Origin of the sequence: Pseudomonas sp. JDS08PS003, assembly GCF_045013505.1 — a bacterium.
GTDB classification, from domain to species: domain Bacteria; phylum Pseudomonadota; class Gammaproteobacteria; order Pseudomonadales; family Pseudomonadaceae; genus Aquipseudomonas; species Aquipseudomonas protegens_B.
Genome location: NZ_CP120724.1, coordinates 3,831,508 through 3,844,975, shown reverse-complemented (window position 1 = coordinate 3,844,975; position 13,468 = coordinate 3,831,508). Strand labels below are relative to the sequence as shown.

9 protein-coding genes are annotated in these 13,468 nt (G+C 63.1%); 6 read left to right on the top strand and 3 right to left on the bottom strand.

Going from position 1 to position 13,468, the window contains the following annotated elements:
* The first annotated feature begins 17 nt into the window (after window positions 1–17).
* From P7C00_RS17165 to P7C00_RS17150, 4 genes are all read left to right on the top strand, one after another.
* Window positions 18–4,760 carry an SDR family NAD(P)-dependent oxidoreductase gene (locus P7C00_RS17165; RefSeq protein ID WP_404936924.1) on the top strand — a complete coding sequence of 1,581 codons (4,743 nt, stop codon included), beginning with the start codon at window positions 18–20 and terminating at the stop codon, window positions 4,758–4,760.
* Between the two features lie 36 nt (window positions 4,761–4,796).
* On the top strand, window positions 4,797–5,639 hold the full coding sequence (fabD, locus tag P7C00_RS17160; protein WP_346634334.1) for an ACP S-malonyltransferase: 843 nt from the start codon (window positions 4,797–4,799) through the stop codon (window positions 5,637–5,639).
* Between the two features lie 29 nt (window positions 5,640–5,668).
* Complete coding sequence (locus tag P7C00_RS17155) at window positions 5,669–6,619, top strand: acyltransferase domain-containing protein (RefSeq protein ID WP_404936923.1); 951 nt, start codon at window positions 5,669–5,671, stop codon at window positions 6,617–6,619.
* 118 nt (window positions 6,620–6,737) lie between these two features.
* A complete protein-coding gene (locus tag P7C00_RS17150; protein WP_404936922.1) occupies window positions 6,738–7,658 on the top strand; it encodes a carbon-nitrogen hydrolase family protein in 921 nt (306 codons plus the stop codon).
* A 14-nt stretch (window positions 7,659–7,672) separates the two neighbouring features.
* Here the strand turns inward: P7C00_RS17150 and P7C00_RS17145 are convergent, their stop codons facing one another.
* Window positions 7,673–8,221 (bottom strand): GNAT family N-acetyltransferase; N-acetyltransferase, encoded by a 549-nt coding sequence (locus P7C00_RS17145; RefSeq protein WP_404936921.1) that lies wholly within the window; start codon window positions 8,219–8,221, stop codon window positions 7,673–7,675.
* Window positions 8,218–9,132 carry a LysR family transcriptional regulator gene (locus tag P7C00_RS17140; RefSeq protein WP_404936920.1) on the bottom strand — a complete coding sequence of 305 codons (915 nt, stop codon included), beginning with the start codon at window positions 9,130–9,132 and terminating at the stop codon, window positions 8,218–8,220. Before P7C00_RS17140 ends, P7C00_RS17145 begins: the two co-directional genes overlap by 4 nt.
* Window positions 9,133–9,259: 127 nt before the next feature.
* On the opposite strand from P7C00_RS17140, the gene P7C00_RS17135 reads away from it, so the two are divergent.
* The gene (locus tag P7C00_RS17135; RefSeq protein ID WP_404936919.1) at window positions 9,260–10,798 is read left to right on the top strand and encodes an MFS transporter; all 1,539 of its coding nucleotides are present in this window, start codon (window positions 9,260–9,262) and stop codon (window positions 10,796–10,798) included.
* Here the strand turns inward: P7C00_RS17135 and P7C00_RS17130 are convergent, their stop codons facing one another.
* Complete coding sequence (locus P7C00_RS17130) at window positions 10,799–12,052, bottom strand: ferredoxin reductase family protein (RefSeq protein WP_346634339.1); 1,254 nt, start codon at window positions 12,050–12,052, stop codon at window positions 10,799–10,801.
* A gap of 504 nt (window positions 12,053–12,556) precedes the next feature.
* Here P7C00_RS17130 and glsB point away from each other — a divergent pair.
* Window positions 12,557–13,465 carry a glutaminase B gene (glsB, locus tag P7C00_RS17125; protein WP_102863474.1) on the top strand — a complete coding sequence of 303 codons (909 nt, stop codon included), beginning with the start codon at window positions 12,557–12,559 and terminating at the stop codon, window positions 13,463–13,465.
* The last annotated feature ends 3 nt before the right edge of the window (window positions 13,466–13,468 follow it).

The following is a 13,468-nucleotide window of genomic DNA, read 5'->3' as shown; positions in this document are numbered from 1 at the left end:
AGTGTGAGGAAGACAACATGTCGCAAGCAGTTCAGCAGATCTATTTTTGTCACACGGCCTCGCTGCCGTTCACGGCCTTGAGTGCGCATTGCCACGATGCCCAATGCCATGACTACGTGGACCCGCAAGAGACGCAGGCGCAGTCCATTGAACGGCTGTCAGCTGCTGTTCTGGAGCAGGTTCAGCAATGCCTGGTACACGAGAGCAAGCAACTGCCGCTGATACAGGTGGTGCTCAGCGAGCAGCAGTTCGCCCAGCGCTCCGGCATGGCCGGCCTGTTTCGTGCGATCGCCAGCGAGTACCCGGGATTTCGCGGGCAGGTGATCGCGGTCAACGCTCAGGAGAGTCTCGCCGCGCTCACCGATAAACTGCGCGCCAACGCGCAGGCTGCAGATCAGCATGTGGAGATTCTCTACCGCGACGATCAGCGCTATGTCATGGACTGGCAGGAGCAGCAACAGTCCGAGCATTGCCCGGAGCCCTGGAAAACCGGCGCTGTCTACCTCATCACGGGTGGGCTGGGCGCGGTAGGTCGACTGTTGATTGACGACATCGTGGCGCTGGGCGTCCGTTGCCGGGTCATTCTGGTGGGGCGCTCCAGCCTCGATGAGCCGGCACGCAAGCAATTGGAGGTTTGGGCCCGTGCCGGGGTCCTGGTGAGCTACCGGCGTGGCGATGTTGCCGATGCGCAGCAGGTCGACAGCCTGATCGGCTGGGTGCTTGAGCACTGTGGCCGGCTCGATGGAGTGGTGCATTGTGCGGGGATCATTCGCGACAACCTGCTGTTGAACAAGTCGCTCGGTGAATTCGCTCAGGTGTTATCGCCCAAGGTGCGCGGAGCGGTGAATCTGGATCAGGCGACCCGAGCGCTGCCGTTGTCGTTCTTTGCCTTGTTTTCTTCGCTTTCAAGTGTGTTGGGTAACGTTGGCCAGGCTGACTACGCCACGGGCAACGGTTTCATGGACGGTTATGCCCGGCAGCGGGCGCAGCGGGTGCGCAGTGGTGAGGGCAGCGGCCAGTCGATCGCCATCAACTGGCCTTATTGGCAGGACGGCGGCATGCGCATCGACCCGCAACAGGTACAGCGCATGTGGCAGGACAGCGGCCTACGTGCCTTATCCACGGCTAACGCGCTCAAGGCCTTCTATCAGGCCCTGGCTCTGGGCGATGAACAGGTGCTGGTGGTCGAGGGTGATGTGCAGCGTATTCGCCAGGTAGCGGCCAGTTTGCGTGGTTTTAGCGCGCCGCTAGCTACGCCGCCCACCATCGCGCCGCCGAGCGTGGTGGAGGCGAGCGGGTCGCTGTGTGCCTTGCAGGCTCACCTGAGCACCCTGGTGGCGGCGGAGTTGGGGCTGGCCAAAGAACGGATTCAGCGTGATGCGCTTCTGAGCAAGTACGGTATCGACTCGGTGATGATGATGAGGGTCATCGCCGAGCTGGAGGCGGACTTTGGCTCATTACCCAAGACCCTGTTCTTTGAGTACCAGACGCTGGCGCAACTGGCTGATTTTCTGCTGGCGCAGCATCCTGATGTGGTGGCTCGGCGTTGGCCCACCGAGGCAGTGGAGGCCCCCGTGCAACCCGTTGTCGCGCCTGCCCAGGTTGTAACTGCCGTGGCGCCCGCACCCGTGGTCGGGCGGGTTGCTGAACGGGCAGGGGAGGCTGCAAGCACTCAAGACGGGTTGATCGCGATCGTCGCGATGGCCGGGCGTTATCCCGGTGCCGACTCGGTGGATGCGTTTTGGGAACGGCTGGCCGAAGGCTATGACGGCATCACCCAGATCCCCCCCGAGCGCTGGCCCGCCGAGGCTTTCTATTGTCAGACCCCGACGCTGGGCAAGAGCACCTGCAAGTGGGGGGGGTTCCTGGATGACATTGCAGCCTTCGATCCGGGGTTCTTCAACTTGACACCCCGTGAGGCCAGCGTGCTCGACCCTAACGGGCGTCTGTTCCTGCAGACCGTGCAGCATCTTTTTGACAGTGCGGGGCTGACGCGGCAGCGCATCGCCGAACGCTATCAGAGCAAGGTCGGGGTCTTCGTTGGGGCGATGTACCAGCAATACAGTGCTGTGAGCAGCGACCTGCTGAGTGAGTCGCTGGTGTCGATCTCCTCCTACAGCTCCATCGCCAACCGGGTGTCCCACGCTTTTGATCTGCAAGGCCCGAGCCTGGCCCTTGACACCATGTGCTCATCCTCGCTGGTGGCCTTGCACTACGCCCGTGAAAGCCTACTGCGGGGGGAGTGCAAGGGGGCTGTCGTGGGGGGCGTGAACCTGTCGCTGCACCCCAAGAAGTACATCGGCCTGGGGGCCTCGAACCTGCTGGGTAGTTCGCCGGACAGCCGCAGTTTCAGCAATGGCAGTGGTTATCTCCCCGCGGAAGCCGTGGGCGCTGTGTTGTTACGTCCTTTGAGCGATGCCTTGCGGGACCATGATGAGGTACTGGGCGTCATCCGTTCGAGCCATGTCAGCCACACCGGTGGCGATAGTCATTACGCTACACCGAACGTCAAGGCGCAGGCAGCGCTGATCGAGGAAAGCCTGGAGCAGGCTGGGGTGGCGGCCAACAGCATCAGTTACATCGAGGCGGCGGCCAACGGTGCGCCCCTCAGTGACGCGGTGGAAATGCTGGCGTTGCGCAAGGTTTTTCACGAACCGGGCGTGGCCTGTGCCATAGGCACGGTGAAATCCAACATCGGCCATGCCGAGGCGGCATCCGGGATGTCGCAACTGACCAAGGTCCTACTGCAACTCAAGTATCGGCAGTGGTTGCCTACGCCGCGTATCGAACAGATGAATCCTGACATCGATTGGCAACAGGCACCGTTCGGGTTACAGCCGACGCTATGTCCCTGGCCGCAACCGGTGCTTCAGGTCGATGGCCAGGAGCGTCGATTGCCAAGGCGTGCGGCCATCAGCTCGTTGGGCGCAGGCGGCACTTGCGCCCATGTGATTATTGAAGAATTTGCCGAGCCTGAACCTGGTTTTGCAGCGTTGCCGTTGTTGCATGACGGTGAACAGTTGATCGTGCTGTCGGCCAAGAGCCCTGGCGCGCTGCGTGCCTTGGCCCGTGCTCACTGCCAGCACCTGAGCCACGACCCGGACTGCCGTTTTGACGAATACGCCCGCGCCTTGCGCCAGCAGCGCGAAGCCCTGGACGTGCGCCTGGCTGTGGTGGTGTCCGATGTGAGTGAGCTGCGGCAGAACCTGCAAGCCTTTGGCGCTGGTTCCACGGACTGGCCGAGCCGTGATGGCGGTGGCTTTAGCGGGTCGCTCGACGCGCCGGATAGCCATCTGCTGGAGGCGTTGGCTCGCGGGCGGACCTTGGACAGCCTACGGGATGAGGCTGTGAGTCAACGCCGCCTGATGACGCTGGCCGCCTTGTGGGCCAACGGTGTCGAGATTGACTGGGCGGGTCTGGATGGCAGCGGCCGGTGGCGTCCCGTGGCACTGCCGTTGTATCCATTTGATCGGGTCCGTTGCTGGGTCGATGTGGCGCCCGTCCTGGCAAAGGCGGATTCGCACCGTGCCGTGCAGGTGCCGCAAGAAGCCTTGCCGGAACAGATTCGCGGTGTCCTCAGTGAAGTCACCGGGCTGCCCAGCACGACCTGGAGTGATCTGCGGCTATTGAGCGAATACGGGCTGAGCTCTTCGACATTCCTTTTGTTCTATCAGCAACTGCGTGCGCGTTTCGGTGAGTTCACCCTGGGCGATCTGCGCGCTTGCCAGACCCTGAACGACATCGCGCACCTGTTAGCGGCACAGGCGTGCGAGGCGATTGCGCCGGCACCGGCACCCCACCTTGGCACCGGGCGGTATCCGGAATTGGTGGCGCTCAATCAGGATCGCCACGGTCGCCCCGTGTTCTGGATTCATGCCGGGATCGGTGGCGTCGAGGCCTATCAGGTTTTGGCGCAGCGTATCGAACGGCCCTTCTTCGGTATCCAGGCGCGTGGCTACATGAGCCAACGTGAGCCCCTGCAAGGCTTGCAGGCGATGGCGACTTACTACTGCCATTTGCTCCTGATGCATCAGCCGCAAGGTCCTTATTCCCTGGGCGGCTATTCCCTGGGCGGCGCACTGGCCTATGAGGTCACCCGACAGTTGCAGGAGCTTGGCGAAACCGTGGACAGCCTGGTGATGGTCGACAGTCTGGACAGTCAGGCAATGAGTGGCCCCGCCGTTTCAATCAAGACCCTGTACCTGCAGAGCGCCAACATTGCCATTGGCGCCTCCTACGGCGATGACTTGGAAAAAGCCCTGGAGAACATGATTCACCAGGCGCGTATCGACAGCGAGGTCAGTGACGAGGCGTTCCTCAAGGCCCTGGCCGAGCAGGCCAGTCAGCACAGCCTGGATCTGTCGGTCAGTCAGTTGATGCAGCGCATACGGCATAACGCCAAGGTGCAGAGCGCCTATGACAGCGGGCGCTTCGACATCCTGCCGCTACCCCGGCCTGAGGAGGTGCGCTGCCATTATCTGCACAACCGGGGCGGCGACTATTTTGCTGGGTTGCAGCCTTATCTGTTCGTTCGCGGCGAGGGCAGCGACCTGGGGCAGAGCGATTACACACAGGGCTGGAAGCGCCAGATGCCCGACCTCGAAATCGTCGAGGTGGATGCGCAGTGCCATATGTTGATGCTGTCGACACAACCGGCTCTGGAGCAGATTGGCGCGTTTTGCCAACGACTGTATGCCTACCCCGAGCACGCACGGCCTGAAACCACGAATACGCCGCTGGTGGCGAAGCTTGAGGCGTGATGCGTCTGCGGGCGCGCCCTAAATGAAAAGGAGTACATGCACATGAAGGCTTATATTTTTCCCGGTCAAGGGTCGCAACGTCAGGGAATGGGAGGGGAACTGTTCGATGAGTTTGACTGCTACACCCGCCAGGCCGACGAGATCCTGGGTTACTCAATCAAGGATCTGTGCCTGAACGATCCGCAACGTCAGCTCAACAACACGCTCTACACCCAGCCGGCACTGTTTACGGTCAACACTCTGTGTTACCTCAAGGCGATTCAGGAAGACCCCACCCCGGCTGCGTGTCTGGCCGGCCACAGCCTGGGTGAGTACAACGCATTGCTGGTGGCGGGGGCATTCGGTTTCGACGATGGCCTGCGGATTGTTCACAAGCGGGCTCAACTGATGAGTCGTGCTAGCAGTGGTGGTATGGCGGCGGTGCTCAACTGCGACATCGGACAACTTCGTGACTGCCTTGACCGAGACGGACTGCAAGGCATCGACGTCGCCAACTACAACTCGGACGCGCAGCTTGTGATCGCCGGGTTGCACGCCGATCTGGCGTCGGCCTATGCGGTGTTTGATCAGCAGGGCATTGTTTACGTCCCACTGAAGGTCAGTGCCGCGTTTCACTCCCGACACATGGCGCCGTTGCAGCAGGTGTTCGCCGAATTTTTGCGCGGGATGCGGTTTTCCCCTTTGCAGGTCCCGGTGTTATCCAATATCGACGCCGGGCTCTATAACGATGACGATCTGCCCCAGCGTCTGGCTGCGCAACTGTGCAGTTCGGTGATGTGGCGCGACTCGGTGTTGCAGATGCGCGCCACCGGGGTCACGCAGTTCACGGAAGTCGGGCCTGGGGATGTCCTGACCAAGCTCAGCGAGAAAATACAATGACCAGGGGCGCGCCGGGGGCGGGCAGCCCCATGCCCCCCCGCAAAACGATCTTCATGTACCCCGGACAAGGCGTTCAGTATTTCCACATGTGCAAGACCCTATTCGCGCACGACAGTGTTTTTCGTGACAGCTTGCAACGCTTGGACCGTTGGGTGAGCGCCGAAATCGGCGGCTCGGTCATCGATTATGTATTCAACGAACAGGTCAGTGCCTTGATTCCGTTTGAGGCAACCCTTTACTCCAATCAGGCGGTTTTCTGTTTCGAATACGCCCTGACCCAGTCCCTGTTGGCTCGCGGTGTCTATCCCGACGTGTTGCTGGGTGCCAGCCTGGGGGAGTTGGTGTGTGCGGTGGTGTCCGGGGCGCTCAGCCCCCAGGAGTGCATCGGCCTGCTGGCGGACAGCGCTCGGGCGCTGGCCCAGACCTGTGAGCCAGGCGCTATGCTCTCGGTGTTCGCGCCTCCCGCTTTGTTCGATGACGAGCCGCTGTTGCACGAGTACTGCGAGCTGGCTTCGGTGTCTTTCGACAGGCATTTTGTGGTCGCCGGGAAGCGTGCGCAGATCGAGCGGGTCGAAGCCCATCTCAAGGCGGGCAACCACATAACGAGCCGTTTGCCAGTCGAGTACGGTTTTCATTCGGCGGCGATAGACCCGGCTCGTCCGGTCTTGCGTGAGCTCTATGGGAACTGCACGCCGGGACATCCGCTGATAACGGTATTTTCCTGTCAGAAAAAAGCCACTATTCGCGCCTATGCAAACGATCATTTCGATGCCGTGTTCAGAGAGCCGATTCACTTCAAGGACACCTTGACCATTTTGGAGCAGCAGGGGCCGAACCTGTATGTGGATGTCAGCCCCTCCGGTACCTTGTCGACTTATTGCAAATACATCCTGCCTGCCGATTCAGCGTCCAGGACTGTCGCGGTGTACACCCCGTTTTCCAAGCACCCCTCGCTCGATCCCGCACTTTGGTTGCTGTAACCACGGCGCGCTTGGCGATATTCATCTGGTTCATATCATTAAGCACTGAGTTGGGGTTTATCGCTGATCAGCGGCCGCAGGACAATGCGCAACACCTGATCGTACGAGGAGTCATGTCATGCCCAAGTCCATAGTCGCTGCCCTGCAAATCGGTGCCCTGCCAGAAGGCAAGGCCGCCACCCTGGAGCAGATCCTCTCCTATGAGGGCGCCATCATCGACGCGGGTGCGCAGTTGGTGGTGATGCCCGAAGCGCTGTTGGGGGGCTATCCCAAGGGTGAAGGCTTCGGCACCCAACTGGGTTACCGCTTGCCCGAGGGGCGTGAAGCCTTTGCCCGTTACTTTGCCAATGCCATTGATGTACCCGGGGTCGAGACCGAAGCTCTGGCCGGTTTGTCGGCCCGAACCGGGGCCAATCTGGTGCTGGGGGTGATCGAGCGCAGTGGCAGCACCCTGTATTGCACGGCGCTGTATTTCGATCCGCAGCAGGGGCTGGTGGCCAAGCATCGCAAGTTGATGCCCACTGGCACCGAGCGCCTGATCTGGGGCCAGGGCGACGGCTCGACCCTGCCAGTGCTGGACACCCAGGTGGGCCGGGTCGGCGCGGTGATCTGCTGGGAAAACATGATGCCGTTGCTGCGCACCGCGATGTACGCCCAGGGCATCGAAGTCTGGTGCGCGCCCACGGTGGACGAGCGCGAGATGTGGCAGGTGAGCATGCGTCACATCGCCCATGAAGGTCGTTGTTTCGTGGTCAGCGCCTGTCAGGTCCAGGCCTCGCCCCAGGAACTGGGGCTGGAGATTGCCAACTGGCCGGCAGAACGCCCGCTGATCGCCGGTGGCAGCGTCATCGTGGGGCCCATGGGCGACGTATTGGCCGGGCCGCTGGTGGGGAGCAGCGGGCTGATCAGCGCCGAGATCGACACGGCTGACCTGGTGAAGGCCCGCTATGACTACGACGTGGTCGGCCACTATGCGCGTCCGGATGTGTTTGAACTGAGCGTGGACCAACGCCCCCGATCCGGGGTGCGCTTTATCTGACTCGCCGGCGTTGTTCAGCGTCGGCGGCGCCACTGTTCGCGGGTGATTTCCCAGATGTCCAGGGGGAAATGCCCGCCGACAAAATCGCCGCTCTCGGAGCGGACCAGGCGCATGCCGCCGCGCTCGGAGATTCGCCGCGAGCCCTGGTTCGGCGCAGCCTTGGGCACCCGCATCAGCGGTTGTTGCAGCACTTCGAACCAGAATTCGTCGACCACGGTGCAGGCTTCGCTCATGTAACCCTGGCCTTGCCACGGCGGGGCCAGCCAGAAGCCGCGGTTGTTGTCGGCTTCGTCCATCAGGCTGATGCTGCCGATCATTTGCTCCGGTTCGCTGCGCAGACGGATTGTCCAGTGCCATTCTGTGCCCCGGGCCATTGCCGGCAGGGCCATGTCCCGCAGGTAGCTCAGGGCGCCGTCGGCCGGGTAGGGCCAGGGCACCACGGCATTGAGGTAGCGCACCACTTCCCACTGCGGGAACAGCTGCTGGATGGCCTCGGCGTCCGCCAGTTCCAGGGGGCGCAGCAGCAGGCGTTCGGTGTGCAGGGTGGGAACAGGGTCGATCATGAGCGGGACTCCTTGTGGGGGTTGCCTAGCCTCAGTCGCTGGCTGAGAAAGTCGACGAAGACCCGCAATTTTGGCAGCAAGTGCCGGCTGCTGGGCCAGAGAATGGAGAACTTGCCGCGCTCTTGCTGATAGTCGTCCAGCACCGAGATCAGGCTGCCGTCGGCCAGGGCGCCACAGACCACGAATTCGGGCACGTAGGCGATGCCCAGGCCCTGGCTTGCGGCGTGGATCAACGACTCCAGGTTGTTGCTGGTCAGGGCGCTGCCCAGTACCAGCGGTGGCGCGCCGTCGGGCAGGCGCAGACTCCATGGCTGCAGCACGCTGCCGCCGGGGAACTTGTAGCGCAGACAGGCGTGCTGCTCCAGGTCCCGGGGGGTGTGAGGGATGCCGCGCTGGGCAAAGTAGCCGGGGGCGCCGATCAGCACGAAGCCGAAGGGGCCGAGGCTCCTGGACTTGAGTTGGGAGTCTGGCAGCTCGCCGCTGCGGATCACCGCGTCGACGCCTTCGGCGATCACGTCGATCAGCCGGTCGTTGAAGTCCAGGTCCAGCTCGATGTCCGGATAGCGTGCGGCGAATTCCGGCAGGATCGGCAGCAGCATGCGATAGCCGATGGCGGGCAGGCTGACCCGCAGCCGGCCCCGGGGCTTGTCGCTGATCCGCGCCAGCTCGGCCTCGGCCTCCAGCACCTCGTCGACGATACGCTGGCCGCGCTCGTAGAACAGCGTGCCTTCGTCCGTCAGGCTCAGGCGCCGGGTGCTGCGATTGAGCAGGCGTACGCCGAGTCGTTGTTCCAGGCGCGCCAGGGCCTTGCCCACCGCTGAGGCGGACAGTCCAAGACGCTCGCCGGCCCCCACCAGGCTGCCGCTCCGGACTACGCAGACAAACACTTGCAGGCCGTTAAGGTTGTCCATCTCTCACCTCGATTGCAGCGTTTTTGTCCGTAAAGAGCGGAAGAATGCCTGGTTTTTTGCCTATTGCGGCACCTCTATCATGGATTTTTCTGCAAATCGCCCGGGTTGTCAGGGCTGAGAGGTGTGCGTGAATCCTGAACTCGAATTGTCCCTGAGGCCGGCGGCCCGCGCCCGCGAACGGGCTTCCTATGGGGTACTGGCCGCGGTTTGTCTGGCGGCCTTGATGTTGCCCCTGACCTTTGTCGGCGTGGCGGTGGCGACGCCGGCCATTGGCCGCGAACTGGGGGGCAGCCCGCTGGCCCTGAGCTGGACCACCAACGCCTTCATGCTGACCTTCGGCAGTGTGCTGATGGCGGCCGGCACCCTGGCCGATGAGTACGGTCGCAAGCGTTTGTTCAGCCTGGGGGTGGCGCTGTTCGGCCTGAGCTCCCTGGCCCTGGTGTTCGTGCCGTCGCTGCTGTGGCTCAACTTGTTGCGCGGGGTCCAGGGCCTGGCAGGCGCCGCCGCCCTGGCCGGTGGCTCGGCCGCCCTGGCCCAGGCCTTCGAAGGACCGGCGCGAACCCGCGCCTTCAGCCTGCTGGGCACCACCTTCGGCGTCGGTCTGGCCTTTGGGCCGATCCTGGCCGGGGTGCTGATCGAGCACAGCGGCTGGCGCGGGATCTTCGTCTCCGGGGCGCTGATCGGCGGCTTGTCCCTGGGCTTTGGTGTGCCGCGCATGGAGGAATCCCGGGACCCCGAGGCCCAAGGCGTGGACTGGCCCGGCACTTTGAGTTTCACCCTGGCCTTGGTGCTGCTCACCTGGGGCATTCTGCAGGCGCCCCAGAGTGGTTGGGACAGCCCCTGGGTCCTGTTGTTGCTGGCGGGAGCGCTGTTGGCGCTGGGGCTGTTCATTGTTGTGGAGCGCCGGGCCTTTCGGCCGATGCTTGACCTGTCGCTGTTTCGCTACCCGCGCTTTGTCGGGGTGCAAGTGCTGCCCATCGCCACCTGCTACTGCTACGTGGTGCTGCTGATCCTGCTGCCGATCCGCTTTATCGGCGTCGAAGGCTACAGCGAGATCGACGCCGGAATCCTGATGATGGCCCTGTCGGCGCCGATGCTGGTGGTGCCCTTTGCCGCAGGTTGGCTCAACCGCTGGTTCAGCGCTGGCAACCTGTCGAGCCTGGGTTTGCTGGTGGCTGCCGGCGGGCTGTTCTGGCTCAGTCGGATCGAACCGGGGCAGGCCGCTGTCGAGCGGGCCTGGCCATTGCTGGTGATCGGCCTGGGCAGCGGATTGCCCTGGGGCTTGATGGATGGGCTGTCGGTGAGCGTGGTGCCCAAGGAGCGGGCCGGCATGGCCAGCGGCATCTTCAGCACCACCCGGGTGGCGGGTGAGGGCATAGCCCTGGCCTTAGTGGTGGCGCTGCTGGCGGGGCTGTTGCAACACCGCCTTGCAAGCCTCGCGGCGCCGGGAGAGTCGCTGCTGCTGGCCGCGCGGCAGTTGGCCGGTGGCGATCTGAAGGCCAGCGCCGGGTCCTTGCCGGCGTTGACCCGGGAGGGGGTGCTGCACCTCTACTCCGAGGCGTTCAGCCAGCTGTTGCAGGTGTTGATGGTCATCACCCTGCTGTCTGCCCTGGTGGTGAGGGTGGCGTTGCATGAGCCGCGCCACCCGCATCAGGCCGGCGACTGATCAGCGGAATTCGAAGAACTCATAGTGCAGGTTGCCTTCGGGAATCCTGTACTCGTTCATCAGTTCCCGCACCTGGGCCAGCAGGCCCTTGGGTCCGCAGAAGCTGATCTGGATCTGCTGCGGGTCGGTTTCCGTGGCCGTGCGCTTGAGGGTCTGGGCCAGGGATTGAGTGCCGCCGCTGTTGGCGACGAAGTCCACACCACGGGCCTGGGCCATGCCTTGCAGGGTGTCGACGCTGGGAAAGGCCCGAGACGGGTTGTAGCAGTACACCAGGGTCGCCTTGTCGAACTGCCCGGCGGCCGAATCCTGCAGCCAGGAAATGAACGGCGAGATGCCTACGCCGCCGCCAATCCAGATTTCCCGAGCCGCTTCCCGAGGCCGCTTGAAGCGGCCATAGGGCGCGTAGAGGTCAGCGCGCATGCCGGGTTGCACCTGCTTGCGCAGCCGTTGGGTGTAGTCGCCGAGGGCGCGGATCACGAACTCGATGCGCCCGTCTTCGGTCTGGGCGCTGGCGATGGTGAAGGGGTGCGGCTCGCGCAGGCCCTTTTCCTGCATCGACAAAAAGGCGAACTGGCCGGCCTTGAACGGAAAGCCCCGACCCAGGGGCTGCAGTTCCAGGTGCAGGGAGTTCTTTTCCACCTTGACCGCGCTCACTTGGTACTCGCCGACCTTGGCCACGAAAGGGTAGAGCAGCAGCTTGTACAGGGCCCCGAGCACCCCGAGGATGCACAGCGCGCCGAGCCAGAGACCCGAGGGCGAGTCCAGGGTGATGGGCGACTTGAAGCTCAGCCAGTGCAGGATGACGATCAAAAACAGCGGGCCGGACAGCTTGTGCCACCAGCGCCACTGGCTGTAGGGAATGTTGCGGTTCAGCGCCAGGAGCACGATCAGGCCCAGGGCCACGTAGCTCAGCTGGCGCACCAGGCGGGTCCAGTACTTCGACAGTTCGAGGATCGGCACGCTGTTCCATTCTTCCAGGTTGGCCTTGAACACCAGGTGATAGCTGGCGAACGCCAGGGCCCAGATGCCCAGCCATTTATGCGCTTCGTAGACCCGGTCGAGGCCGCCGAACAGGCGCTCGACAAAACCCCAGCGGGCAGCCAGCAGGCAGGACAGGGCCATGTAGGCCAGGGCGGCGCTGCCCAGGATCATGCTCAGGGTGGCGGAGGTCAGCCAGGTGGCGGAAGGAATCTCCAGCAGGAGGGTGAAGGTGGTGATCAGCAGGACACCAACGATCGTGTGCCAGGTTTTCAAGGGTGCATGACTCCGCTCAGGAAATGCCGTCATGGCGTGAACATCGACTGCCGCAAAGGGCCCCTTTGCAACGGGTGGGTGCTGCCAAAGGGAGCGATGTATGGAGTGGTGTGGCGCTGAGATTAAGCTGGATATGACAGGTTTTTCGCGCGTGACCGGATGCCATTCTAGCGCTTAAACCTTAATTCAAGCTGATGCTGGTCATGGATTCGGTTTTTTATGATTGCTAAAAATGATCGAATATCAATTGCATTTCGATTTCATGTGCAGGGCGTTGGCGCGGCTGGCGGGTAGGAGCCGGCTTGCCGGCGAAGGGGTCTGGAGACCTGTGCAGGGCCTGGATTGTTTTCGCTGGCAAGCCAGCGGCTACGGGATGGCGTAGGCCCGGCTAGCGCCTGCGAAGTGGCGGCGGATTTGCACTCGGGTGTGCTGCGCAGGCCCTGGCGCGCGTCTAGCAGCCATAGCCCCGCAGCCGTATCGGGGCCCGTGATGATGAGCCCGACCATGCAAGCCCTGTTGAACCAGATCCTCGATGAAGTCCGCCCCCTGATCGGCCAAGGCCAGGTCGCCAACTACATTCCAGCCCTGGCCGATGTGCCGGCCAATCAGCTGGGGATTGCCGTGTATGGCAACGACGGCCAGGTGTTCAGCGCCGGTGACGCCGATACGCCGTTTTCAGTGCAGAGTATTTCCAAGGTCTTCAGTCTGGTGCAGGCCATCGGCCATTCCGGCGAGGCGATCTGGGAGCGCCTGGGTCATGAGCCTTCGGGGCAGCCGTTCAATTCCCTGGTGCAGCTGGAGTTCGAGCGTGGTCGGCCACGCAACCCCTTTATCAACGCCGGGGCTCTGGTGATCTGCGACATCAACCAGTCGCGGTTCGCCGCGCCGGCCTTGTCCATGCGCGACTTTGTCCGGCGTCTGTCGGGCAACAGTCAGGTGATGGTGGATGGCCGGGTGGCCGATTCGGAATACCAGCACCGTGCCCGCAACGCGGCCATGGCCTACCTGATGCAGTCCTTCGGCAACTTCCATAACGATGTGGAGGCGGTACTGCGCAGTTATTTCAGTCACTGCGCCTTGCGCATGAGCTGTGTCGATCTGGCCCGAGCGTTCTGCTTTCTGGCCAACGACGGTTTCTGCAAGCACAGCGGCGAGCAGATCCTCACCCGGCGCCAGACTCAGCAGGTCAACTCGATCATGGCCACCAGCGGGCTCTACGACGAAGCCGGCAATTTCGCCTATCGGGTCGGCTTGCCGGGCAAGAGCGGGGTGGGCGGGGGGATTGTCGCGGTGGTGCCGGGGCAGTTCACGGTCTGCGTCTGGTCACCGGAACTTAACAGCGCCGGCAACTCCCTGGTGGGCATGGCGGCCCTGGAACTGCTCAGCCAGCGCATCGGCTGGTCGGTGTTCTAGGAC

Bases quoted from the DNA above. Each gene is read 5' to 3' on its own strand.
- P7C00_RS17165 (WP_404936924.1), top strand. From the start codon at position 18: ATGTCGCAAGCAGTTCAGCAGATCTATTTTTGTCACACGGCCTCGCTG.
- fabD (WP_346634334.1), top strand. From the start codon at position 4,797: ATGCACATGAAGGCTTATATTTTTCCCGGTCAAGGGTCGCAACGTCAG.
- P7C00_RS17155 (WP_404936923.1), top strand. From the start codon at position 5,669: ATGCCCCCCCGCAAAACGATCTTCATGTACCCCGGACAAGGCGTTCAG.
- P7C00_RS17150 (WP_404936922.1), top strand. From the start codon at position 6,738: ATGCCCAAGTCCATAGTCGCTGCCCTGCAAATCGGTGCCCTGCCAGAA.
- P7C00_RS17145 (WP_404936921.1), bottom strand. From the start codon at position 8,221: ATGATCGACCCTGTTCCCACCCTGCACACCGAACGCCTGCTGCTGCGC.
- P7C00_RS17140 (WP_404936920.1), bottom strand. From the start codon at position 9,132: ATGGACAACCTTAACGGCCTGCAAGTGTTTGTCTGCGTAGTCCGGAGC.
- glsB (WP_102863474.1), top strand. From the start codon at position 12,557: ATGCAAGCCCTGTTGAACCAGATCCTCGATGAAGTCCGCCCCCTGATC.